The sequence below is a fragment of the Pseudomonas sp. IPO3778 genome (assembly GCF_013386825.1).
In the GTDB taxonomy this organism is placed as follows: domain Bacteria; phylum Pseudomonadota; class Gammaproteobacteria; order Pseudomonadales; family Pseudomonadaceae; genus Aquipseudomonas.
In genome coordinates this window covers 134,830-159,235 of record NZ_JACARC010000028.1, presented here as the reverse complement: position 1 = coordinate 159,235, position 24,406 = coordinate 134,830, and the positions used below count along the sequence as shown (strand labels likewise).

Here is a 24,406-nt window from a genome sequence, read left to right as displayed (position 1 = left end):
GTAGGAGCTGGCTTGCCGGCGATGTTCGTTAACGATGACGCGGACATTCTGGATGAACGCGGCAACTGTGGGTTTTTTCGCTGGCAAGCCAGCTCCTACAGGTTGACGGGTTTTTTCTGAGGAAAGGAGGAGGCCGTAATCCCCCACTGCCCCAGCCAGTAGCTGACAATCAGCAAATACGGCGCCGCTTCAAACGCCACCACAAACCGATTGATCCCGATCAAGGTGTCGGAAAACACGAACGACGCCGCGCCAGCCGCCGCCAGGTACGCCGAGCGCTTGGGCACGGTGCTGCCCAAGCGCGCCAGCGCTCGCCACAGCATCGCGCTGATCACCAGCGCATACACCACCACCGGCACCAGCAATGGGCCCAGGCCGTGGGAAATCAGGATGCTCAGCAATATCGCACCGACCACCAGCGCCAGTACCAGCGGCAAAATCGCCGGGCGGCGGCAGTCGCTCAAGTAGGCTTTCAGGTACGCCAGGTGCGCGAACAAAAACGCCCCGAGGCCGAAGATGAACAGGTCGCCGGGCCAGGCCAGCAGCACGTCGCCCACCAGGGAAAAAATCAGCCCCAGGCTGATCCAGCGTCGATAGTCGGTGGGCGGCGCATCATGCAGCCAGCCCAGCAACGCCAGCACCGGCAATGGCTTTACCAGCAGGCAGAGCAGGGTGGCGTGGGTGCTCAGGCCGTAGATAAAGGTCACCGCTCCCATCAACGCAAGGATCATCCATGGCATATCAGTTCACCGTAATGGCGCAGTCGAAGGTTTCGGCCGGTTCTGCTTCCGGCTCCCAGGGTTGTTGTGAGGTGAGGCGCAGTCGGCCCTGGCCCGCGTTGAAGGCCTGGAAGCGCCATGTGGATTGACCGCCACTGCCCACCACGCCGGTGTCTTCGGTGTTGCTGTACACCTCAGGGCTCAGGCTGCGCAGCACGCCGCCGGCCGAGTCCTGGATGGCCCAGCGGTAACCGGTGGTGGGGTTGCTGGGCAGGGTCAAAATCAGGTTTTGCCCGGTTTTGAGTTGCAGGGGGCAAGCGCTCTGTTTTTCCACGGTGACGTTTTGCTTCGGCGCACTGGCACAGGCGGCGAGCAGGCAAAGGCTCAGGGGGAGAAGCAGGCGGGCAGCGGTCATGGGGGCTCCGTTGTTGGGCGACGAAGGGCGAGCATAACCGAAGATGAGACAAAGTGTGACAAGCGAGGAGGTTGTGTGGGTCGCACCGGCGCCTTCGCGAGCAAGCCCGCTCCCACATTTGACCGAGTTCATCCTTTGGAATGCGGTCAAATGTGGGAGCGGGCTTGCTCGCGAAAGCGCCAGTCCAGGCAAGGCATCAATAAGGGTTAGAACAACACCTTCGCCACATCCGCAAAGCGCTTGGCAAAGTGCACCGTCATGCCTTCCTTCAGGTACTCCGGCAACTCTTCAAAACTCCCGCGATTGGGCTCCGGCAAGATCAACTCGTGAATCTTCTGGCGCCGCGCCGCAATCACCTTCTCGCGCACCCCGCCAATCGGCAGTACATGCCCGGTCAACGTCAGTTCACCGGTCATGGCCACGCCTTTTTTCGGCGGCTGGTTGCGCGCCAGCGACAGCAGCGCACTGGCCATGGTCACCCCGGCGCTCGGTCCGTCTTTGGGCGTGGCACCTTCCGGCACGTGCAGGTGCACGAAGGCTTCGTCGAAGAACTTCGGGTCACCGCCAAAGGACTTCAGGTTCGAACTGATGTAGCTGTAGGCAATCTCGGCGGACTCCTTCATCACATCACCCAGTTGCCCGGTGAGTTTGAAGCCGCGGTTAAGCGTGTGAATGCGCGTCGCCTCGATGGGCAAGGTCGCGCCGCCCATGCTGGTCCAGGCCAGGCCGGTAATCACGCCGGTGCCCGACAACACTTGCTCATTGCGGAACACCGGCATCCCCAGGGAGGCTTCCAGGTCCTTGTTGCCGATCTTGATCACCGAGTCCGGCTCATCCAGCAGCTTGACCACTGCCTTGCGCACCAGTTTGCCCAGCTGTTTCTCCAGCTGGCGCACACCGGCTTCGCGGGCGTAGCCATCGATCAGGGCGCGCAGGGCGCCGTCACTGATGGACAGGCTGTTTTTCGACACACCGGCTTTTTCCAGCTGCTTGGGCCACAGGTGACGCTTGGCAATCGCGACTTTTTCTTCGGTGATGTAGCCCGACAGGCGAATCACTTCCATCCGGTCGAGCAACGGGCCGGGGATCGAGTCCAGGGTGTTGGCGGTGCATACGAACAGCACCTTGGACAGGTCCAGGCGCAGGTCCAGGTAGTGGTCGAGGAATTCGACGTTCTGTTCCGGGTCCAGGGTTTCGAGCAGGGCCGAGGCGGGGTCGCCCTGGTAGCTCTGGCCCATCTTGTCGATCTCGTCGAGCATGATCACCGGGTTCATCACCTCCACATCCTTGAGCGCTTGCACCAGCTTGCCCGGCATGGCGCCGATGTAGGTGCGGCGATGGCCCTTGATCTCGGCCTCGTCACGCATGCCGCCGACGCTGAAGCGGTAGAACGGCCGGCCGAGGGATTCAGCAATTGATTTGCCCACGCTGGTCTTGCCCACACCCGGCGGGCCTACCAGCAACACGATGGAGCCGGCGACTTCGCCTTTATAGGCGCCCACCGCGAGGAATTCGAGGATGCGACTCTTGATGTCGTCCAGGCCGGCGTGGTGTTTGTCGAGCACTTTGCGGGCGTGCTTGAGGTCGAGTTTGTCCTCGCCATACACGCCCCACGGCACCGAGGTGGCCCAGTCGAGGTAGTTGCGGGTGACCGCATACTCTGGCGAACCGGTTTCCAGGATCGACAGCTTGTTCATTTCTTCGCTGATGCGTTTCTGCGCCTGGGTTGGCAGTACTTTGTCCACCAGGCGTTGTTCGAACTGTTCGACGTCGGCGCTGCGGTCGTCTTTGGTCAGCCCCAGCTCTTGCTGGATGACCTTGAGTTGTTCCTTGAGGAAGAACTCGCGCTGGTGTTCGCCGATCTTGCGGTTCACCTCGGCGGAGATTTCTTTTTGCAGGCGCGCGACTTCGACTTCCTTGCGCAGCATCGGCAAGACTTTTTCCATGCGCTTGAGCATGGGCACGCAGTCCAGCACTTGCTGCAGCTCATTGCCGGTGGCCGACGTGAGGGCCGCGGCGAAGTCGGTCAGGGGCGATGGGTCGTTGGGGCTGAAGCGGTTGAGGTAGTTCTTCAGCTCTTCGCTGTACAGCGGGTTGAGCGGCAGCAGTTCCTTGATCGCGTTGATCAGCGCCATGCCGTAGGCCTTGACCTCGTCGGTCGGCTGGGTCGGCTGGTGCGGGTATTCGACTTCCACCAGGTACGGTGGGCGGTGGTGCTTGAGCCAGGTCTTGATCCGCACGCGGGTCAGGCCCTGGGCGACGAATTGCAGCTTGCCGTCTTCGCGGCTGGCGTGATGCACCTTCACCAGGGTGCCGTACAGCGGCAGGCTGGAGGTGTCGAAGTGGCGTGGGTCGTCGGGCGGCGTTTCCATGAAAAACAGGGCAAGGGAGTGGTGGTCGGATTTGCTCACCAGCTCCAGGGTTTCGGCCCACGGCTCTTCATTGACGATCACCGGCAATACTTGCGCGGGGAAGAACGGCCGGTTGTGGATCGGGATGATGTAGACCTTGTCGGGCAGGTTTTGCCCCGGCAGGGCCAGGCCAGTGTTGGCGGAAGTGTGTTCAGCGTTTTCCGGGTCGGCGTAGTCGTTGAGGTCGATGTCCGGGAATTCTTGCTGGTCGCTCATGGGGCACCTGCATAAGGAAGTATGCAAGTTAGATGGGGCAGGTCGGCAGTGGTTTCAATGGGCAGGGAGAGATAGCAACATATTGCACACTATTTTCAAACGCGCCGCTGGACCCATGTGGGAGCGGGCTTGCTGTGGCGAGCGGGCTTGCCCCGCGTTGGGCTGCGAAGCAGCCCCATCCATCTGGGGTGAACCCGACGGGGGATAAGCCCCCTCACCACAGCAAGCCCGCTCCCACAGGTTGGATTGCATTTCGTCAGCTGAGTTTGTGCAGGTAGGCCGGCAACGGCTGTTCAGGCAGCACCGACAACACCTTCAAGCGCTGCAACATGCGCTGCCGGGCCCGTTGCAAGTGCTCGCGCAGGTTCAGCGCGGCGGCGTCGAATGCGCCATGCAGCAACAGTTCCAGGATCAACCGGTGCTCGGCCAGCATCGCCGGATCGGCGCCGATACCCAGCAGTCGGTAGAAAATCCGGCTGATGATCATCGGGCTCTGCCCCTGGCGAATCAGCGCGGCGATCTTGCAGTTTTGCAGGCCCGCGAGGCAGTGCTGGTGCAGGTCTTCCTCGATCTGCTCGATCTCTTCCAGGCTGCAATGGGCGCTGTTCTGGGCGTCGAGCACGCGCTGCAACATGGCTTGCAGCCGGTCGCGGTCGAGGTTCGGCGCGCTCTGGCGCAGGGCTTCGGGCTCCAGGCAGGCGCGCAGTTCGTAGTCTTCGGTGACTTCCCGGGCGGTCAGCGGCCCGGCGAGCCATTGGGAATAGGGTTCTTTTTCCACCAGGCCACGGTCCCGCAGGCGCATCAGCGCTTCGCGTACCACCGCACGGCTGACGTTGTAGTGCTCGGCGGCGGCCTGTTCATCGAGGCGGTAATGGCCGAAAGCGATGCAGGTCGACAGCGCGGCGCCGATTTCCTCGACGATGCGCTCCCCCAGGGGCCGGGTGTCCACCAGTTCATCTTCACCGTTGAGGCCCAGGTGTGCATGACTCAAGGGCAGGCGCAACGGCTCCAGGTCCAGGCCGTCGGGGTTGATCAGGTAACCCCGGCCATCGAAGCGGCAAATCAGCCCTTCGTCATGCAGCAGGTTCAAGGCTTTGCGCACCGGCACCCGGCTGGTACCGAACAGCTCGGCCAGCGGCGCTTCCAGCAACACCAGGCCATGGCGGGCGGTGCCGTGGGTGATGGCGTCGCGCAAAACCTGGTGAATCATCGCGTAACGGGAAGCCGAGGCGGACACTGCTTTCATCGGGTTCTCTGGGGCAAACGGGTCGGTGGCCGGGGATTCTCTCATAGTTGCGCCTGTCACTCTGCGCCACGTCGGTGGCACTTTTTTGGGGCCTTCAGAGGGGACTTGTTACTTTTCTGCACCAAAATGTATTTATTAATAAAAGATACATTATTTCATTGTGGGCGAGTATTGAGCGCCGCCCACTATTTCTTTTGATGTCAACAACCCATCTATCCCGTGGGTCTGACCGAAAGCGCCAGATGCTTCAGACATCTCCCCTGAGAGACTGGCACGAAAGCTGCCTTTGTAAAATGTACATTTTATTAATATGTACGTTTTTAGAGGGTCATTCCCATGTCAGACGCCACTTCACTGGCCGAGGATTTCGCCAGCGGTCGCAGCGACCCGGTGCACGCCCTCGAACAGGCACTCGCTCGCGCGAGTCAGGCCCCCAGCGTATTCATCTCCCTGACCGCCGAGCGCGCCCGGCGTGAGGCCGAAGCGTCGGCTGCCCGCTGGCGTGCCGGCCAGCCTTTGAGCGTGTTCGATGGGGTGCCCCTGGCCTGGAAAGACCTGTTTGACGTGGCCGGCAGCATTACCACGGCAGGCGCGGCCTATCGCAGCGACGCGCCGGCGGCTTTGCTGGACGCGCCGAGTGTAGGCCTGTTGTGCCGCGCCGGAATGGTCAGCGTGGGCAAGACCAACCTCAGCGAGCTGGCGTACTCCGGCCTTGGCCTGAACCCGCACTTCGGCACCCCGCACAATCCGCGCGGCATCGATCAACCACGGATCCCCGGTGGTTCGTCGTCGGGGTCGGCGGTCGCCGTGGCGGCCGGTATCGTGCCGATCGCCATGGGCACCGACACCGCGGGCTCCATCCGTATTCCTGCGGCACTGAATGGCGTAGTGGGTTATCGCAGCAGTTGCCGGCGCTACAGCCGCGACGGCGTTTTCCCGCTGGCCCATACCCTCGACAGCCTCGGCCCGCTGACCCGCAGCGTGCGCGATGCGCTGGCCATTGATGATTTGCTCAACGGTCGCGACCAGCGCCAGCCACGCCAGGCCCGCAGCCTCAATGGCCAGCGTTTTTGGGTTGAACAAAGTGTGCTGGAAGACGCCCGCGTCGAGCCTGGCGTGCGCAACAACCTGTTGTATTGCATGGAGCGATTGAAAGCCGAAGGGGCGCTGATTGATGTGCGCCCCTCGAAGACCTTCCAGGCCACCCTCGACCTGATCCAGCACCAGGGCTGGCTCGGCTCCTTCGAAGCCTTCGCGCTCCACGAAGCCCTGCTCGACAGCGCCGACGCCAGCCAACTCGACCCCCGCGTACGCCGTCGCCTTGAAGCGGCCCGCACATTGCCGGCCAGCCAACTGCTGGCGCTGTACGAAGCGCGCCGCCACCTGCAGCAGCAACTGATCGATGAACTCGACGGTGCGATCCTCATCACCCCCACCGTGGCCCACGTTGCCCCGGCCCTGGCGCCGCTGGAAGCCGACGACTCACTGTTCGTCAGCACCAACCTCGCCACCTTGCGCCTGACCATGCCCGGCAGTTTGCTGGACATGCCCGGCGTCAGCCTGCCCAGCGGCCGCGATGCCCTGGGCCTGCCTACCGGCCTGCTGCTCAGCGCCCCCAGCGGCGAAGACGCACGCCTGCTTCGAGCTGCCCTGTCAGCCGAAACCGCACTTACTTTTTAAGGAGACACATCATGGCTAAAGACATCCTCTGTGCATTTGGCGTCGACGTCGACGCCGTCGCCGGCTGGCTCGGCTCCTATGGCGGCGAAGACTCCCCGGACGACATTTCCCGTGGCCTGTTCGCCGGTGAAATCGGCGCGCCGCGCCTGCTCAAATTGTTCGAGCGCTACGGCCTGCGCACCACCTGGTTTATCCCCGGCCACTCGATGGAAACGTTCCCCGAGCAGATGAAGGCCGTCGCCGACGCCGGCCACGAAATCGGCGTGCACGGCTACAGCCACGAAAACCCGATTGCGATGACCGCCGAGCAGGAAGAAATCGTCCTCGACAAGTCCATCGAACTGATCACCCAGGTCACCGGAAAACGCCCCACCGGCTACGTCGCGCCGTGGTGGGAGTTCAGCAAGGTCACCAACGAATTGCTGCTGAAAAAAGGCATCAAGTACGACCACAGCCTGATGCACAACGACTTCCACCCCTACTACGTGCGCAAGGGCGATACCTGGACCAAGATCGACTACAGCCAGCACCCCGACACCTGGATGAAACCCTTGGTGCGCGGCGAAGAAACCGACCTGGTGGAGATTCCGGCCAACTGGTACCTCGATGACCTGCCGCCGATGATGTTCATCAAAAAGGCCCCCAACAGCCACGGCTTCGTCAACCCGCGTCACCTGGAAGAAATGTGGCGCGACCAGTTCGACTGGGTCTACCGCGAACACGAACACGCGGTGTTCACCATGACCATCCACCCCGACGTGTCCGGCCGCCCGCAAGTGCTGTTGATGCTTGAACGGCTGATCGAACACATCCAGAGCCATGCCGGCGTGCGCTTCGTCACCTTCGACGAAATCGCCGATGACTTTATCCGCCGCCAACCGCGTACCTGACACTGCCCAACGTCTGTAGGCGCGAGCTTGCTCGCGAAAAACGTCAACGATCACGCGCTCTGTCTGGCTACACGTGGCGTTCTCAGGTTTTTCGCGAGCAAGCTCGCTCCTACAGTCGGGCCAACCGCGTACCTGATACCTGTAACCAACCCCTGGCCAACCTCCCGAGGCGCGATTCATGTCTATCTACAACAAGCTTGATCTGACTGGCTGGAAACCCCGGCAACTGACGCCCAAGGAAGTGCGTTTCGCCACCTGGATCGCGTTTTTCGCCTGGGTGTTTGCGGTGTATGACTTCATCCTGTTCGGCACCTTGCTGCCGGAAATCGGGCGGCACTTTAGCTGGGGTGAAGTGGAGCAAGCGGAGATTGCGACATGGGTGGCAGTCGGCACTGCCGTGGTCGCGCTGGCCATCGGTCCGATCGTGGACAAGCTGGGTCGGCGCAAGGGGATTATTTTCACCGTGGCCGGTTCGGCGATCTGCTCGGCGCTGACCGCCATTGGTGGCGCGTGGGGCAAGTCGTCGTTGATCCTGATCCGTTCCCTGGGCGGCCTGGGGTATGCCGAGGAAACGGTTAACGCCACGTACCTGAGCGAACTGTACGCCGCCTCCGATGACCCGAAACTGGCCAAGCGTCGCGGTTTTATCTACAGCCTGGTGCAGGGTGGCTGGCCGGTGGGCGCGTTGATCGCGGCAGGTTTGACCGCGCTGTTGCTGCCGGTGATTGGCTGGCAGGGGTGCTTTGTGTTTGCGGCGGTCCCGGCGATTGTCATTGCGATCATGGCGCGCAAGCTCAAGGAGAGCCCGCAGTTCCAGATTCACCAGCGCATCAGCGAGCTGCGCAAAAGCGGCGCGGTGAAAGAAGCGCAAAACGTCGCCGTGACCTACGGCGTGGACTATGACGAACACAGCAAGGCCGGCCTCAAGGCCGCATTCCGTGGCCCGGCCCGCCGCGCAACCCTGGTGATTGGTGCGGCGCTGCTGCTCAACTGGGCGGCGATCCAGGTGTTCAGCGTGCTGGGTACTTCGGTGATCGTCAGCGTGCACCACATCTCGTTCGAGAACTCACTGATCATCCTCGTGCTGTCGAACCTGGTGGGTTACTGCGGCTACCTCAGCCACGGCTGGATGGGCGACAAGATCGGCCGCCGCAATGTCATCGGCCTGGGCTGGATGCTCGGCGGGCTGTCGTTCGCCGGGATGCTGTTTGGCCCGAGCAACATGGCGATGGTGGTCGGGCTGTACAGCCTGGGCCTGTTCTTCCTGATCGGGCCGTACTCGGCGGCGCTGTTTTTCATCAGCGAAAGTTTTCCCACCAGCATCCGTGCCACCGGCGGCGCGATCATCCATGCCATGGGGCCGATCGGTGCCGTGGTCGCCGGGTTCGGTGCCACTCAAGTGTTGTCGGCCGGCAGTGACTGGCAGACCGCCGCGCTGTGGTTTGGCGCCGTGCCGTGCTTTTTGTCCGGTGCGCTGATGTTTGCCGCGCGCCATGTGCGTCCGGAAACCGTCCAGTAAGGAGTCAGTTGATGAGTCGTAAAGTTGCGTTGATTACCGGTGCCGCCAGCGGCATCGGCCAGGCCCTCGCGGTGGCGTATGCCCGCAGCGGCGTGGCGGTGGTGGGCGGGTATTACCCGGCCGACCCCCATGAACCGCATCACACCGTTGCGCGGGTGGAAGAGGCCGGCGGTGAATGCCTGATGTTGCCGCTGGACGTGGGCGATACCGCTTCTGTGGATAACCTGGCCGCGCAAGCGGTCCAGCACTTCGGTCGCCTCGATTACGCGGTGGCCAACGCCGGGCTGTTAAGGCGCGCGCCGTTGCTGGAGATGACTGACGAACTGTGGAACGAGATGCTCAACGTCGACCTGACCGGGGTGATGCGCACCTTCCGGGCGGCGACCCGGCATATGCGGGAGGGCGGGGCGTTGGTGGCGATTTCATCGATTGCCGGTGGCGTGTATGGCTGGCAAGAGCACGCGCATTACGCGGCGGCCAAGGCCGGCGTGCCGGGGTTGTGCCGCTCGCTGGCGGTGGAATTGGCGCCGCTGGGGATTCGCTGCAATGCGGTGATTCCGGGGTTGATCGAGACCCCGCAGTCGCTGGACGCGAAGAACTCCCTCGGCCCGGAAGGGCTGGCGAAAGCCGCGCGGGCGATTCCGTTGGGCCGGGTAGGGCGGGCGGACGAAGTGGCGTCCCTGGTGCGGTTCTTGACCAGTGAGGAATCGAGTTACCTGACCGGGCAGAGCATTGTGATTGATGGCGGGTTGACCGTGCGCTGGCCGGACTGACCCACGCAGCGTGGAAATGAAGGCTTAAGCGGTGAGGGCTTGTTGTGGCGAGGGGGCTTGTCCCCCGTTGGAATGCGCAGCGCTCCCGCTTTTTTGGGGCTGCTGCGCAGCCCAACGGGGGACAAGCCCCCTCACCACAGGTCCAGTGTTGTCATCAGGAGTTTTTTGTATGTCCCAACTGCATAACCGCCGCGCCGTGATCACCGGCGCCGGCAGCGGCATCGGCGCCGCCATCGCGCGCGCCTACGCCGTCGAAGGCGCGCGCCTGCTATTGGCCGACCGCGACGCAGCAACCCTCGCCGAAACCGCCATCACCTGCCGCAACCTCGGCGCCGACGTCCTCGAATGCGTGGCCGACGTCGGCACCGTCGACGGCGCCCAGGCCAGTGTGGATGCCTGCGTCGCTCACTACGGCGGCATCGATATTCTGGTCAACAACGCCGGCATGCTGACCCAGGCCCGTTGCATCGACCTGACCATGGACATGTGGAACGACATGCTGCGTGTCGACCTCACCAGCGTATTCGTCGCCAGCCAGCGCGCCTTGCCCCACATGCTGGCCCAGCGCTGGGGCCGGATCATCAACGTCGCCTCGCAACTGGGCATCAAGGGCGGCGCCGAGCTGACCCACTATGCGGCGGCCAAGGCCGGCGTCATCGGTTTCACAAAATCCCTGGCCCTGGAAGTGGCCAAGGACAACGTGCTGGTCAACGCCATTGCGCCCGGGCCGATCGAGACGCCGTTGGTGGGCGGCATCAGCGACACCTGGAAACGCGCCAAGGCCGCCGAGTTGCCCCTGGGCCGTTTTGGCCTGGCAGACGAAGTGGCCCCCACCGCCGTGCTGCTGGCCAGCGAGCCGGGGGGCAATCTGTTCGTCGGCCAGACCCTGGGCCCGAACTCTGGCGATGTCATGCCATGAGCGGGCACTAAGCATGTGCGGACTCTGTGGCCTGCTGGGTGAAGACCTGCACTGGAGCGATCCGCTGGGCGATGAGCTGCCCCGGCGGCGCGAACGCCTGCGCCGGATTGCGGCGATCAACCAGGTGCTGGCGGTGTTCCGGCTCAAGGTCGAAGACTTCCAGGGCGCGTCCTATCTGCTGCTGGGCGCCACCGGCAAACAGGAACTGGCCAGCGGCCTGGATCAACTGTGGCGGGCGGCGGAGAGCATGCTCGGTCGACCGCTGGACCCTCTTGATCCCCAATTACTCGACCACTTGGAACACGGCCTTCTGTAGGCGCGAGCTTGCTCGCGAAAAACGTCAACGATAACCGGCCCTGTCTGGTTAAACACGACGTTCTCAGGTTTTTCGCGAGCAAGCTCGCTCCTACAGGGGGCGAGCAACGAGGTAGAAATATGAGCATCGCCCTCAACGTCATCACCGGGTTCCTCGGCAGCGGCAAGACCACCTTGCTCAAGCGACTGCTGCAAGGCGAAAGCCTCGGCGACACGGCGTTGCTGATTAATGAATTCGGCGATGTCGGCATCGACCATCTGTTGGTGGAGGAAGTCGCGCCGGACACCGTGCTGCTGCCCAGCGGCTGCGTCTGCTGTTCGATTCGCGGCGAGTTGAAAGACGCCTTGCTCGGCCTGCTGCAGCGCCGCGAGCGGGGCGAGATCCCGGCCTTCAAGCGGGTGATCCTGGAAACCACCGGCCTCGCCGACCCGGCGCCGATCCTCGCCACCTTGAACAACGATGTGCAACTGCGCGGGCGCTTTCATATCGGCCTGGTGGTGACGTTGGTAGACGCCAGTCACGCCGCCTTGCAGGAACGCCTGCACCCGGAATGGCTGGCGCAAGTGGCCGCCGCCGATCGCCTGCTGTTGAGCAAGACCGACCTCGTCGACGACTGCGACTCGCTGCGCGCGCACTTGCAGGCACTGAACGCCGGCACGCCGATCCTCAACACCTGCGATATCGACAGCGGTGAACAACTGCTGCTCGGCGAAGGCCTGCGCAGCGCCGAACCGGCGGCGGAAGTCGGCCGCTGGAAACTCCATCACACCACCGCCGCCAACCATGGCGCGGCGCAAGTCTGCTGCCTGACCTTCGATCAGCCGCTGGATTGGGTGGGTTTCGGGGTCTGGTTATCGATGCTGTTAAGATGCCACGGCGAACGTATTCTTCGCGTCAAAGGACTGCTCAACGTGAACGCAAGTTTGGCTCCCATCGTTATCCATGGCGTGCAGCATTGCCTGCATGCGCCGGTTCACCTGCCTGCCTGGCCGGGTACCGATCGGCAATCGCGCCTGGTGTTTATCCTGCGCGGGCTGGACCCGGCGCTGCTGCGTCGCTCCTTTGACGTGTTCTCCAGAAGGTTCGCCCCATGATCACGCTTCGCGTCCTCGGCACGTCGGTGACCCTGCTGGAAACCCTGCGTGTGCGCGCCGAACAGGAACTGGGCATTCGCCTGGTGTACCAGGTGCACGACGTCGAGCAGGCCCAGCGCATCGCGGTGATGCAGCCCGACAGCTACGACCTCTATGACCAGTGGTTTCACAACGTCGACTTCGTGTGGCCGGCGCGGGCGATCCAGCCGATCGACACCCGGCGCATTGCGCTGTGGCATGAGATCAACGACTTGCCCAAGCGCGGCCGGCTGTCCGCCAACGACCGCCTGGGCAGCGGCAGTGTGCCCAGCGAGCGCCTGTTCGTGCAGCACGACGGCAGCCTCGGCAGCACCGTCACCGAACGCATCAGCATGTTGCCCCTGACCCATAACGCCGACAGTTTTGCCTATCGCCCGGAGCGCTTGCCCGAGGGGTTCAACCGCGCCAACGAGAGCTGGGGCTGGCTGCTGGACCCGGCCTGGGGCGCGCGCACCGCGCTGCAAAGTGACGCCGCCATCGGTGCCCTCGACGCGGCGCTGGCGGTGCAGGGCGCGGGGCTGGCGAGCTTCAAGGACATCGGCAACATGAGCATCGAAGAGATCGATGTGCTGGCGGATATCCTGGTGCGCAAGCAGAAGGAGGGGCATTTTGCGGCGTTCTGGTCCGATGACGAAGAAGCGGCGCAACTGATGCTCAGCCCGAGTATTGATATCCAGAGTCTGTGGTCACCGACTTTGATGCGCTTGCATCGGGCCGGGGTCAAATACCGCCTGGCCGTACCCCGTGAAGGCTATCGCGCCTGGTTCGGCGGGTTGTCGTTGTCGCGCCATGCCAAGGGCCCGGTGCTGGATGCGGCCTACGCCTACCTCAACTGGTGGCTGTCCGGCTGGCCCGGTGCGGTGATGGCACGCCAGGGTTACTACATCGGCAACCCGGCCCGCAGCCGCGATCACCTGAGCAGCGCCGAATGGGATTACTGGTACGCCGGCCTGCCCGCACGGGAAGAGCTGCTGGGCAGCGATGGCTTGCCGCTGATCGAGGTGGGCGAGGTGCGTGACGGTGGCTCCTATGAGCAACGCATGGGGCATATCGCGGTGTGGAACTCGGTGATGGACGAACACAACTACCTGGTGCGGCGCTGGGGTGACTTTATGCGGGCGCGCGCGTAGATACGGCGCTATGTCGCCAATTTAATGACACTGAAGTTCCAGTATTTATTGGGTGCACTTCTTCTCTCGCACAGCTAATCTGGATAATTCGAATATCCTTTTAAAAAGGATATTTATTTGACGCCGATTCAGCTGTCGCGAGGGACGCGTATGACGAAGGGACGTTTCAGCTGGAGGGGGCAGGCGCTGCCAGAGGGCAACAGAATGAGGTGGCGCCATACGTTTCAAACCCGGATCGCCGGGGTGCTGGCGCTGCTGTTGCTGGTGGTGGTGGCCGCGGTGTATTTCGCGGTGAAGACCGCCACCAATCGCGCCGTGGAAAACCAGGCCCGGGTACAGCTGGAAACCGGCAGCCAGGTGTTCGAACGCCTGCTCGACCTGCGTGGCCGGCGCCTGCAATACGGCTTGAACTGGCTCACCGCAGACTTGCCCTTCCGCCAGGCCATCGCCGAGGGCGAACCCGCTGCGATTCTCGCCGCCCTGCGCCGCCATGGCACCGGCCTGACGTCCAGTGAAGTGTTTGTGCTGGGCCTCGAAGGGCAGGTGATGCTCAGCACGTTACAGGCACTGCCCCTCGGCCAGGCCTTTCCCTATAACAGTGACTTGCGCCAGGCCCGGCGCAGCGGCCTGCAAATGTTGATTGTGGCCGTGGATGGCCGGCCGTTTCTGCTGGTGCAGCAGGAGGTCGTCGACCCCGCACCGATCGCCCGCGTCGTCATGGGCTTTCCCATGGATGACGTGTTTGCCAGTGAACTGCGTTCCATGAGCAACCTTGAGGTGTCGTTCCTCAGTGTGCAGAAGGGCCAGCCCGGCGAAGTGTTCAGCACCCAGCCCGAGGCTTTTGAGGCTTCCGTTGTCAGCGACTTGCAGGCCCCGCATATCAACCCAGTGCCGCAGTTGAACCTGTTTCACGGCCAGCGTTACCTCAGCCAGGTGCTGCCCTTGGGCAACACCACAGACGGCGGAGAAGTGCGGGTGCTGTTGCAAAGCCCGCTGGACCACGCCCTCGAATCCTTCGCGCCGCTGGACCGGCAGTTTCTCGCGATCGCTCTGGTGGTGCTGCTGGTGTCACTGGCGGGGGCGCTGTTCCTGGCGCGGCGGGTTTCGCGCCCACTCAATGCGCTGGTGCAAGCGGCCGAACGCATCGGTGCCGGTGATTACCGTACGCCGGTGCGGGTGCGCAGCCATGATGAATTCGGCCTGCTGGCCCATGCCTTCAACGCCATGCAAACCGGGATCGCCGTGAGGGAACGGCAACTGGCCCACAACGCCCTGCACGACCCGCTCACCGGCCTGCCCAACCGGGCGCTGGCCATGGAACGCCTGGGCAGCGCCATCAGCGCGGGCCGGCCCGTGGTGTTGCTGTACCTGGGGATCGAAAACTACCGGGTAATCAACGAAGGCTACGGCCCGGAAGGCGTGGAAGAAATGCTCCGCGAGGCCAGCCGTTGCCTGCTGTCGAGCCTGTCGGCCAGCGACACCGCCGCGCGTATCACCGGCAGCGAGTTTTTGCTGCTGCTGGAAAACACCGAGATCGACCGTGTCGTGGCCCTGGCCGACCGCTTGTATGGGCTGCTGACCGAGCCCCAGCGCATTGGCGGCGATGAACTGCGCCACGAAGTGAGCATCGGCATCGCCGCTTACCCGGCCGACGGCCAGCAGGTTGAAGAACTGATCAGCCGCGCCGCCATTGCCCGTCACGATGCGGCGGCGCTGCCGGGCTATTTGCAGATCTACCAACAAGACCGCGACCTGGCTCACCAACGCCAGATCAGCCTGATCCGTGACTTGCGCCGGGCGGCAGCGGAGGGCGAGTTATACCTGTGTTATCAACCCAAGCTCGACCTGCACCTTGGCCATGTGCGCCAGGCCGAAGCGCTGTTGCGCTGGCAGCATCCGGTGCTTGGGCTGGTGTCGCCGGCCGAATTCATTCCCCTGGCCGAGCGCACCGGCAGCATGGGCAGCCTGACCCACTGGGTGATCGAAGAAGCGATTCGGCAATTGGCCGAGTGGGAGGTGCGCGGGTTGCAGGTGCAGTTGTCGGTGAACATCTCGGTGGACGACCTGGCCGATGACGGCCTGGCCCTGCGGGTGACCGAGTTGTTGACGCGTTACCGCGTGTCCGCCGCGCAACTGATTTTCGAAATCACCGAAAGCGCGATCATGCACAACCCGGCCCAGGCCCTCAGCGTGCTGGAGCAACTGCGCGGCTGTGGCATCAGCCTGTCGGTGGACGACTTCGGCACCGGCTATTCATCCCTCGCACAACTGCAACGCCTGCCGGTGCAGGAGCTGAAGATCGACCAGTCGTTCGTGCGCAACCTCGACAGCACCTCGGGCGACGGGGTGATCGTGCGTTCGACCATCGAAATGAGCCACAACTTGGGGCTTAAGGTGGTGGCCGAAGGGGTGGAGTTCGAGCCGAGCCTCAAGCTGCTCAAGCTCTGGAAATGCGACACGGCCCAAGGCTATTTGATCAGCCGGCCGTTGAATGCCATGGCGTTTGAAATGTGGATGCGCCGTGAGCGGGTGCCGGTCTAGAGCGTCGGCGGTTACACCGACGCAGGTGTTGTCAATGCTAGGCCGTTTCATCGACCAGGGTTTGCAACAGCTTCCACAAGCCTTCGATGTGGTGGCGCTCCGTCCCCAGTGCGCCGATGGACACACGTACCATCCAGCGCTCGCCCAGAATGGCGGGGGTGACGTAGGCTTTGCCTGATTGATTGAGTTTTTCCGCCCAGGCGCGGGTGTGGTTATCCAGCGCCTCACCACCAAGGCCTGGCGGCTCGTGGCGGATGCACAGCGTTTGCAGGGCTACGGCGGCCACCAGTTTCCAGTGCTTGCTGCCTTCAATCTGTTCCGCCAGCCAGCGGGCATTGGCGAGGTCACGTCGCAGCCGGGCCTGCAGGCCGCTGACGCCTTGTTCACGAATCAGGAACCACAGCTTCAGGGCGCGGAACCGGCTGCCCAGGGAGATCCGCCAGTCGCGGTAGTTTCTGACCTGGCCATCAGCCTTGGACTGTAGATAGCTGGGGTTGGTGGTCATGATGCGAATCAAGTGCTCGGGGTCGCGTACAAAGTACACCGAGCAATCAAACGCCGCCCCTAGCCATTTGTGAGGGTTGAGGACCAGCGAGTCGGCGTGCTCGATGCCGTTCCATAGCATGCGGCATTCCGGGAGGATCATCGCGGCCCCGGCCATGGCCGAGTCGACATGCAGCCAGAGGCCGTGACGCTGAGTCAGGGCGCCGATGGCTTCCAGGGGGTCGATGGCCATGGCAGCCGTTGTGCCGGTGGTCGCGATCACCACACAGGGTCTGTTCCCGGCAGCCAGGTCTTGTTCGATGGCCCGCTCCAATGCATGCGGCGACATTGCATGGTGTTCGTCGGTGGCCACGGTACGGATATTGTTCTGGCCAAACCCCGCCAGGATCGCGGCCTTGTTCACTGAACTATGGGCGTGGGCCGAGGTGTAGACGATCAAGGGTGCGCCGCTGTTTTGCAGGCCATCGTGCATCAGCGCGTAGTTGGAGCTGCGTTCGCGGGCACTGATCAGTGCCACCAGGGTGGAGGTTGAGGCCGAGTCCTGGATCACGCCGCTCCAGTTGGCGCTCAGGCCGATCATGTCGCGCAGCCAATCGGTGGTGACTTCCTCGATTTCGGTCAGGGCCGGGCTCGATTGCCACGACAATCCCACCACGCCCAGGCCAGTACTCAAGCAATCGCCGAGGACGGAGGACAGTTCCACATTCGACGGGAAGAACCCGAAGAAGCTTGGATGCTGCCAATGCAACAGACCGGGCATGATCAGTTTTTCGACGTCGCCCATGATCTGTTCGAACGGTTCGGCTGTTTCAGGCGGGCTGGCCGGCAGGGCGGATTTGATTTCGCCTGGGGTCGTGGTGGGTTGCACACCGCGTTGCTCGATGTTTTGTCGATAGTCTGCAATCAGGTCGATCAGGGCGTGGCCATGTCGGCGGAATTCTTCAGGTGTCATATAAGAGTGTCCATCAGGAAAAGAAGTAAGGGCGTTAGCACCAGAAGTAAAACGGCTCACCAGCGGTATAGCCGATAAACGATTGGATGCTGATGCGTTTGCCTGAGTCGAATCCGCTAATGGCGTGAGGGCGGCGGGTATTGATGATGATCAGTTCGTTTTTGCGCGGCTGGATGCGTAGTGGCTTTTGCAAACGTTCTTCGGGAAGTTGCGCACCTTCAAAACGTTCGACGTCTTCGTAGGCAAACGCTTCGGTATCCCAGATGATCAATTCTCCTCCCGAAGGTGGCGTCTCAATGTAAATGTTGGCGCTGAATTGATGTTCCAGTTTGGCAATGGAAATAGGCAGGCAATCAACATGGGGCACGGTTTCCGAGAGGTGAGCTGTCTCCGGGAACATGGCGCGGATAATACCGCAGAACATGGGCTGGCCCTGGAATGCGGCGGTGGTCGCACCTTCTGGCCAAACCTGCTGCAGGTGCTCCAACAGCAGGTGGATGGGCGGCTTCTGCGGGGCGCAGAGGCTGTCGATCAAGTCGCGCATATGGGCTGCGTCGGCATAGTATTGCTGTTGAGCGTCACTGCCTGCGCTCTTGCCGTAGGTAGAGTTGAACGGTGTTCCCCAGCGATGGACGCCATAGAATTGCTGGACAACTTTCCCGCTCTCATAGGTTTCGTGGTTGTACGCCTGGAGAATCGCCGTTTCGTCTATATATTTATTTAATACTGCGCTGGTTTGTTCATTCGCAAAATCAGGTATTCGAATGGCGAGTACTTCACCCGTGATGAGTTTTCTTAAGCTGGCTGCATCGAGTTGTGTAAGCTCTAAGATGGCAGGTGTTTTGACGCACGATGCGGCGGGCGTTAGTTTGCTGTTGTTCAGGTCCGTCATAATAAATAACTCCATGTTGATTGTTATGGGCAACGTTTAATTGGGCGGGGTTTGCCCGGAACTAAAGTAGAGTGAAATATTTGGAGGGTGGTATAGGATTTTTCTGAGTGTTTATTTAAGTGCACAGGCCGTCTTGCTTTAATTTATTGCCCACATAAAAAAAGGCGGCTACCCATGAGGTAGCCGCCTTTTTCTTACCGCCGGTTGTACTTAATCCGGCAGTTTGAACGCCATCACATAGTCACCCTGCTTGGTGCCCAGGGAACCATGACCGCCGGCCATGACCAGCACGTACTGCTTGCCGTCCTTGCCGGTGTAGGTCATCGGAGTGGTTTGCGCGCCTGCTGGCAGGCGGCCTTCCCACAACTGTTTGCCGTTTTTCACGTCATAGGCACGCAGGTACTGGTCCAGGGTACCGCTGAGGAAGGACACGCCACCGGCGGTGGTGAATGTACCGCCCAGGCTAGGCACGCCCATGGTCAACGGGACCGGAACCGGCGAGCTGTCACGCACGGTGCCGTTTTTGTGCATCCAGATGGTCTGGTGGTTGGTCAGGTCGACCGCGGCCACGTAACCCCACGCCGGCGCCTGGCACGGCAGGCCCAGTGGCGACAGCATGGCTTCGAGGATCACACCGTATGGCGCGCCTTTGTTTGGCTGCACGCCTTCGGTTTCGCTGACCCGTGGGCCTTGCTTGGCAATATCGGCGGCCGGGATCAGTTTCGATTTGAACGCCATGTAGCTCGGGTTCACGAAGGCAATCTGGCGAACCGGGTCGACGGAAATGCCGCCCCAGTCGAACACACCGAAGTTACCCGGGTAAACGATCGAGCCCTGCAGCGATGGCGGGGTGAACGGACCGTCGTAGCGCATGGATTTGAAGTCAATCCGGCACAGCATCTGGTCGAACGGCGTCACGCCCCACATGTCACGCTCCTTGAGGGGCGGTGGCATGAAGTTCAGGTCCGATTTCGGTTGGGTCGGTGCGGTGTGATCGCCGGCCACTGCGCCTTGCGGTACAGGGATTTCGTTGATCGGCACCACGGGCTGACCGTTGGTACGGTCGATCACGTAGATGCTGCCTTGCTTGGTCGACGCCATCACCGCTTTTTTCACGCCATCAGCGGTCTTGATGTCGATCAGAGAAGGCTGGCCGCCCACGTCCATGTCCCACAGGTCATGGTGAGTGAACTGAAAGGTCCACTTCACGTGGCCGCTGTCGATGTCCAGGGCGGTCAGGCCGGCGCTGTACTTCTCGGAGTCCGGGGTCCGGTCGCCGCCGTACTGGTCGGGCATCTGGTTACCCATCGGCAGGTAGAGCATGCCGAGTTTTTCGTCGACCGCGAACATCGACCACATGTTTGGCGAGTTGCGGGTGTAGGTCTTGCCCTCGGCCAACGGGGTGGTGTCGTCCGGGTTGCCGCTGTCCCAGTTCCACACCAGCTTGCCGGTGTGCACGTCAAACGCGCGGATCACGCCGCTCGGCTCGTCGGTGGAGACGTTGTCGGTCACGTGACCGCCGATCACCACCAGGTTCTTGGTGACGGCCGGTGGCGAGGTGGAGTAGTAACCGCCCGGGGCGAAGGTGCCGATGTTGGCGCGCAGGTCGATCTGGCCTTTGTCACCGAAGTCTTCGCACATCTTGCCGGTGTCGGCGTTCAGGGCGATCAGACGGGTGTCGGCGGTCGGTACGAAGATGCGTTTCGGGCAGGCATTCGGCGCGGCGGCCGGGCTGGCGCTGCCAGTCGGGCTCTGCTCGGAAGCGTAGGCCGCGTCATCGTGATACGACACGCCACGGCAGGTCATGTGCGCCCAACCCTTGAAGTTGGCAGCCCCTTCGCTGCTGATCTTCGGGTCGAAACGCCAGATTTCCTTGCCGGTGTCCGGGTCCAGGGCAATCACCTGGCTGTGCGGCGTGCACACGTAGAGCATGCCGTTGACTTTCAGCGGGGTGTTTTCCGCGGTGGTTTCACCGGGATCGCCTGGGCCAGGGATGTCGCCGGTACGGTACGTCCAGGCTGGCACCAGCTTGTGGGCGTTTTCCGGGGTGATCTGCGCCAGAGGCGAGTAGCGATCACCAAAGGCCGAACGGCCATAGGAGTTCCAGTCACCATCGGCCTGGGTTGGGGCTGCGCTGGCCATGCCCGGTACCGCGTCGCGGTCCAGTTGGCCTTTCTTGACCATGGCACCCGGGTCAGTGAATTGACTGGCCAAGGCGGCAGCGCCGGCCAGCACCACGGCGACGCTCAGGGCGCCCGTGCCCAGCGGCGAGGCTTGGCCGCGCAGCAACGGACGGCGGAACCACGGGAGCAGCATGACGATGCCGAGGGCGAACAACAGGGCCAGGCGCGGCACCAGTTGCCACCAGTCCAGGCCCACTTCCCACAGCGCCCAGACGGTGCTGGCAAACAGCACCAGTGCGTACAAGCCCAGCGCCGCGCGGCGAGTCGCCAGCAGCAACAGGCCGGTGACGGTGATGCCGAGACCGGCCAGCAGGTAATACAGCGACCCGCCGAGCATGCTCAGCTTGATCCCCCCGGCCAACAAGGCCAGGCCCATTATCAGCAGCAAGATCCCCAGTAGCCTGGGCAGCAGGCGACTTGGACTTGAAGCACCATCAGTGCTCATAGTGTGGTTCTCCGTTACGTTTTGAATTGGTTGCGCACAGTTCACTGTAGATGACGTTCCGGCGCAGGCTTGGTTCAGGGCAAATTAGGTTTATTCAGAAATCAGAAGGCACTGTGCTGCTTGATCCCGCCGATCGTCGCCTTGCTAAGACAGCGCTGTCTGAGTGCCGCCGAAATCACCCGGCATCCACGAGGACTCAGCCTCAAAGGCCGATGCCGCCTGGGCACAGTTGACCCGGCCGAGGGGTAACAACGCAGCGCACAGGCGCAGGTTTGGGAAAGCAGGCATAGGCAAAATGGGGTCTTAATATTTTAGGGTTTTGAAACGCAAACAGCGGCCTGGCGCGTTCGCGCAAAGGCGCTGGACGCGGGCAGTCGATGGTTTGATGAGGATGATGAAACGTTTCAGTTTGTTGCTGGCAAGGATAATGCCCTGACGCGGGGAGAGAAAGGGCTAAACGGAAGATGGATTCTTTCGGATTTGGTAATAGTGGGCTGGGTCGTTGGATTTGGTATCCAACTGTTCATTGGTTTGGGGTTGAGAGCGTGGTTATCTGCGTCACCAAAACGGATGGGGGTCGACATGGAGTGCGACAGCAAAGCGGGTGAGGCAAAGGTCATAACGGCTGGGGAGTTAGTCGTTATTCTCGGGCAGTATCACAGCGCAATTGCAAGACTGGGTTCCGGCATCATCAGCTTGTCCGGCGCGCTCAAGCGTAGTGAAGACGCTGAGGTAAAACAGGCTGCAGATGAAGCATGGATGAAGCTGAATGAGTTTGTCGATTGTATGGATGGTGTAGCGGATGGATTGAATGCGCTGACCCAGAAGAAGGAGGCCCAAAATGGCGAATGACCTCAAGGATAATGTGAGCTATCTTCGCCACGAGTACCGTCAAGGTTCGTCATCAGGCTACGATCGCATAGGCGGCGCAGGCGGTGGGGGCAACGGAGGAGGAAACGGTTTGGAAAAGCGTATTTCGCAAGTTGAGACAAGGCTGGAGCGCGTCGAGGCAAAGCGGAGTGGTGTGCAAGAGCAGATGGTTACCAAGTCCGACCTGCTGCAGACCAAGATCGACCTGCTCGAAGCAACCTCTAGATTGGATCTCTCAATCGCCCATTTCAGAACGGATATGCAATCGTTGGAAACCCGGCTGTTGAAATGGTTTGTCGGAACGGCTGGAGCCTTGTCTGCCATCGCATTTGGTGTGGCCCGACTCGTTCATTGAGTTTATCCGTTTGAAGCCCGGCACCCTGCCGGGCTTTTTGGTTGCTAAGCCAACTTCACCAAACACCCCTCAAGAATATCCAGCCCCTCCTCCAGCACTGCCGCCTCAATGGTCAACGGCGCCAGCAGCCGGATGATGTGCCGCGATTTGCCGCTGGGCATCAACAGCAAACCAGCGTCGCGGGCCAGGGCCAGCAGTTGGGTCAGTTGTTGTGGCGCCGGGCTGCCGTCGGCGTTGGCCAGTTCGATGCCACGCATGGCGCCCACGCCGGTCAAGCGGCCGAGGTACGGGGAGAGCGTTTTCGAACGCCATGATTCATAACGGCTGACGATAGCTTCTTCCTGTTGCGCCCCCCAATTTTTCAAGTGCTCGTCAGTCATCTCATCCAGCGTGGCCAAGGCCGCCGCGCAGGCAATCGGGTTGCCGGAGTAGGTGCCGCCCAGGCCGCCTTTGGGCAGGTTGTCGAGCAACGTTTTGCGCCCCACCACCGCCCCCAGCGGCACGCCGCCGGCGATGCTTTTGCCCAGCAGGATCAGGTCCGGTTCGATGCCCAGGCGTGAGAACGCAAACCGCTGGCCGGTACGACCGAAGCCGGACTGAATTTCATCGGCAATCAACAGGATGTTCTTTTCGTCGCAGAAACGTCTCAGGGCCTGGGCGAATTCCACGTCCAGGGTCAGGAAACCCCCTTCGCCCTGCACCGGTTCGATGATGAAACAGGCCACGTCTTCGACATCAATTTCCACGCTGAACAGGCGATCCATCGCCTTGAGTGCGTCGCTGCAGCTCACGCCGTTGTCGCGGCTGGGGAACGGCAGGTGGAACACCGGCCCCGGCAGCACGCCGACTTTTTGCTTGTACGGTGCGACTTTGCCATTGAGGTTCAAGGTGGCCAGCGTTCGCCCGTGAAATGCGCCGTCAAAGGCAATCACCGCGGTGCGGCCAGTGGCACCGCGGACGATTTTCAAGGCGTTTTCCGCCGCTTCCGCACCGCTGTTGGTGAGCATGCCGCTGACCGGGTAATCCACCGGAATGAACGCGGTCAGACGGTCCATCAGTTCGATGTACGGCGCGTGAGGCACAGCGTTGAAGGCGTAGTGGGTGAGCTTTGTCGCCTGCTCGCGAATCGCTTCGACCACGCGCGGGTGGCAGTGGCCCAGGTTGAGCACGCCGATGCCGCCGATGAAATCGATGTAGCGCTTGCCGGTGGTGTCCCAGACTTCGGCGTTCTTGCCATGGCTGAGGCTGATGGGGTGGACGACGGAAATCGACTGGCTGATGGTTTCGCGGCTCATGGATCCGGGACTCAAGAATGGGGTGCGTTCTTTTATCTAAGCCGCGAGCTGCCTTGCCCCGCAAACGAAATAAAGTCGCCGGGTCATTATTAAAAGTCGGGATGTGCTGCGAGGTACCCCACCATCCAGTTCAAAAACGCCTTCACTTTCGGAATGTCCCCGGCATGTTCGGCGTGGGCGATAAAGTGCGCGCCGGCGCTGGGCATCGTGTAATCCCAGGGGATCATCAGGCTGCCGTTTGCCAGCTCTTCGGCCACCAGGTACTTCGGCACCAAGGCCACGCCATACCCCGATTGCGCCGCGCGGATGCACATGTAGAACGTGTCGAAACGCGGCCCGTGGTAGCTGTTTTGCGAGTGCAGGCCCTGTTCCAGAAACCATGCGTGCCAGGCTTCGGGGCGTGAGGTGCATTGCAGCAACGTGTGGCGGGACGAGGCGTCGCTGCCGGCGGTGACAAACCCGGGGGCGCACACCGGCACCACGGCTTCGCGAAACAACTCAATGCAGGTCGCCCCCGGCCAGGATCCCTGGCCGAAGAAAAACGCGATGTCAGCCTTGGCCTGCAACACGTCGAACGGCTCCAGTTCGTTGCGCACGTCCAGGTGGACAGTGGGATGAAGCGCGGCAAAATCCTTGAGCTTGGGCACCAGCCAGCGGTCGCCGAAGGTCGGCTGGGTGGCGATGCGCAGCACTTCGGTCTCGCCGCCGTAGGTCAGGATGTAGCGGCTGGAAATATCCACCTGGTTGAGGATCTTGCGCACTTCCTCCAGGTACAACGACCCCGCCGGCGACAGGTACAAACGCTGGCGCACCCGCTGGAACAGAGGGTGGCAGAGCATCTCTTCCAACTGCGCCACCTGTTTGCTCACGGCACTCTGGGTCAGGTGCAGCTCTTCGGCGGCGCGGGTGAAACTCAGGTGGCGGGCGGCGGCTTCGAAGCATTGCAGCGCCGTCATTGAAGGGGTCATACGTTTTGAAATCACGGGCTCGCAGATCCTTTCA

20 protein-coding genes are annotated in these 24,406 nt (G+C 62.0%); 11 read left to right on the top strand and 9 right to left on the bottom strand.

Going from position 1 to position 24,406, the window contains the following annotated elements:
- Positions 1-95 precede the first annotated feature (95 nt).
- The 4 genes from HX855_RS13050 to HX855_RS13035 all read right to left on the bottom strand — a co-directional run bounded on the left by HX855_RS13050 (position 96) and on the right by HX855_RS13035 (position 5,007).
- A complete protein-coding gene (locus tag HX855_RS13050; protein WP_177083403.1) occupies positions 96-740 on the bottom strand; it encodes a lysoplasmalogenase in 645 nt (214 codons plus the stop codon).
- Position 741: 1 nt separating this feature from the next.
- A complete protein-coding gene (locus HX855_RS13045; protein ID WP_010176924.1) occupies positions 742-1,134 on the bottom strand; it encodes a protease inhibitor I42 family protein in 393 nt (130 codons plus the stop codon).
- A gap of 206 nt (positions 1,135-1,340) precedes the next feature.
- Positions 1,341-3,761, bottom strand: coding sequence for an endopeptidase La (lon, locus tag HX855_RS13040; protein WP_177083405.1), 2,421 nt, complete (start codon positions 3,759-3,761; stop codon positions 1,341-1,343).
- A gap of 256 nt (positions 3,762-4,017) precedes the next feature.
- Positions 4,018-5,007, bottom strand: coding sequence for a GntR family transcriptional regulator (locus HX855_RS13035; RefSeq protein ID WP_177083618.1), 990 nt, complete (start codon positions 5,005-5,007; stop codon positions 4,018-4,020).
- Positions 5,008-5,343: 336 nt separating this feature from the next.
- Here HX855_RS13035 and HX855_RS13030 point away from each other — a divergent pair, with 336 nt between their 5' ends.
- From HX855_RS13030 to HX855_RS12990, 9 genes are all read left to right on the top strand, one after another.
- On the top strand, positions 5,344-6,687 hold the full coding sequence (locus HX855_RS13030) for an amidase (protein WP_177083407.1): 1,344 nt from the start codon (positions 5,344-5,346) through the stop codon (positions 6,685-6,687).
- An 11-nt stretch (positions 6,688-6,698) separates the two neighbouring features.
- Positions 6,699-7,577: a polysaccharide deacetylase gene (locus HX855_RS13025; protein ID WP_003210406.1), complete on the top strand. Its 879-nt coding sequence runs from the start codon at positions 6,699-6,701 to the stop codon at positions 7,575-7,577.
- A gap of 178 nt (positions 7,578-7,755) precedes the next feature.
- Entirely contained in the window at positions 7,756-9,096 is a 1,341-nt protein-coding gene (locus HX855_RS13020) for an MFS transporter (RefSeq protein WP_177083409.1), read from the top strand.
- A gap of 11 nt (positions 9,097-9,107) precedes the next feature.
- On the top strand, positions 9,108-9,869 hold the full coding sequence (locus HX855_RS13015) for an SDR family NAD(P)-dependent oxidoreductase (protein ID WP_177083411.1): 762 nt from the start codon (positions 9,108-9,110) through the stop codon (positions 9,867-9,869).
- 169 nt (positions 9,870-10,038) lie between these two features.
- Positions 10,039-10,788 (top strand): SDR family NAD(P)-dependent oxidoreductase, encoded by a 750-nt coding sequence (locus tag HX855_RS13010; protein ID WP_177083413.1) that lies wholly within the window; start codon positions 10,039-10,041, stop codon positions 10,786-10,788.
- A gap of 13 nt (positions 10,789-10,801) precedes the next feature.
- Positions 10,802-11,104, top strand: a complete 303-nt coding sequence (locus HX855_RS13005) for a hypothetical protein (protein WP_177083415.1) — start codon at positions 10,802-10,804, stop codon at positions 11,102-11,104.
- A gap of 119 nt (positions 11,105-11,223) precedes the next feature.
- Positions 11,224-12,198, top strand: coding sequence for a GTP-binding protein (locus HX855_RS13000; protein WP_177083417.1), 975 nt, complete (start codon positions 11,224-11,226; stop codon positions 12,196-12,198).
- The gene (locus HX855_RS12995) at positions 12,195-13,367 is read left to right on the top strand and encodes a PotD/PotF family extracellular solute-binding protein (protein WP_177083419.1); all 1,173 of its coding nucleotides are present in this window, start codon (positions 12,195-12,197) and stop codon (positions 13,365-13,367) included. Before HX855_RS13000 ends, HX855_RS12995 begins: the two co-directional genes overlap by 4 nt.
- Before the next feature lie 204 nt (positions 13,368-13,571).
- Positions 13,572-15,908 carry a bifunctional diguanylate cyclase/phosphodiesterase gene (locus HX855_RS12990; RefSeq protein WP_177083421.1) on the top strand — a complete coding sequence of 779 codons (2,337 nt, stop codon included), beginning with the start codon at positions 13,572-13,574 and terminating at the stop codon, positions 15,906-15,908.
- 37 nt (positions 15,909-15,945) lie between these two features.
- On the opposite strand, the gene HX855_RS12985 is transcribed toward HX855_RS12990, so the two are convergent.
- The 3 genes from HX855_RS12985 to HX855_RS12975 form a co-directional block, all read right to left on the bottom strand.
- On the bottom strand, positions 15,946-17,364 hold the full coding sequence (locus HX855_RS12985) for a pyridoxal-dependent decarboxylase (protein WP_177083423.1): 1,419 nt from the start codon (positions 17,362-17,364) through the stop codon (positions 15,946-15,948).
- A gap of 34 nt (positions 17,365-17,398) precedes the next feature.
- The gene (locus tag HX855_RS12980) at positions 17,399-18,256 is read right to left on the bottom strand and encodes a 2OG-Fe(II) oxygenase (protein WP_177083425.1); all 858 of its coding nucleotides are present in this window, start codon (positions 18,254-18,256) and stop codon (positions 17,399-17,401) included.
- Between the two features lie 210 nt (positions 18,257-18,466).
- Positions 18,467-20,884, bottom strand: coding sequence for a glucose/quinate/shikimate family membrane-bound PQQ-dependent dehydrogenase (locus tag HX855_RS12975; RefSeq protein WP_177083427.1), 2,418 nt, complete (start codon positions 20,882-20,884; stop codon positions 18,467-18,469).
- A gap of 582 nt (positions 20,885-21,466) precedes the next feature.
- On the opposite strand from HX855_RS12975, the gene HX855_RS12970 reads away from it, so the two are divergent.
- Both HX855_RS12970 and HX855_RS12965 read left to right on the top strand, forming a co-directional pair.
- Entirely contained in the window at positions 21,467-21,736 is a 270-nt protein-coding gene (locus tag HX855_RS12970; RefSeq protein ID WP_177083429.1) for a hypothetical protein, read from the top strand.
- Positions 21,726-22,109, top strand: coding sequence for a hypothetical protein (locus HX855_RS12965; RefSeq protein WP_177083431.1), 384 nt, complete (start codon positions 21,726-21,728; stop codon positions 22,107-22,109). The genes HX855_RS12970 and HX855_RS12965 overlap by 11 nt, the downstream gene beginning before the upstream one ends.
- Before the next feature lie 44 nt (positions 22,110-22,153).
- Here the strand turns inward: HX855_RS12965 and HX855_RS12960 are convergent, their stop codons facing one another.
- Positions 22,154-23,404, bottom strand: coding sequence for an aspartate aminotransferase family protein (locus HX855_RS12960; RefSeq protein ID WP_177083433.1), 1,251 nt, complete (start codon positions 23,402-23,404; stop codon positions 22,154-22,156).
- A gap of 89 nt (positions 23,405-23,493) precedes the next feature.
- Complete coding sequence (locus tag HX855_RS12955) at positions 23,494-24,384, bottom strand: LysR substrate-binding domain-containing protein (RefSeq protein ID WP_177083620.1); 891 nt, start codon at positions 24,382-24,384, stop codon at positions 23,494-23,496.
- Positions 24,385-24,406: the final 22 nt, after the last annotated feature.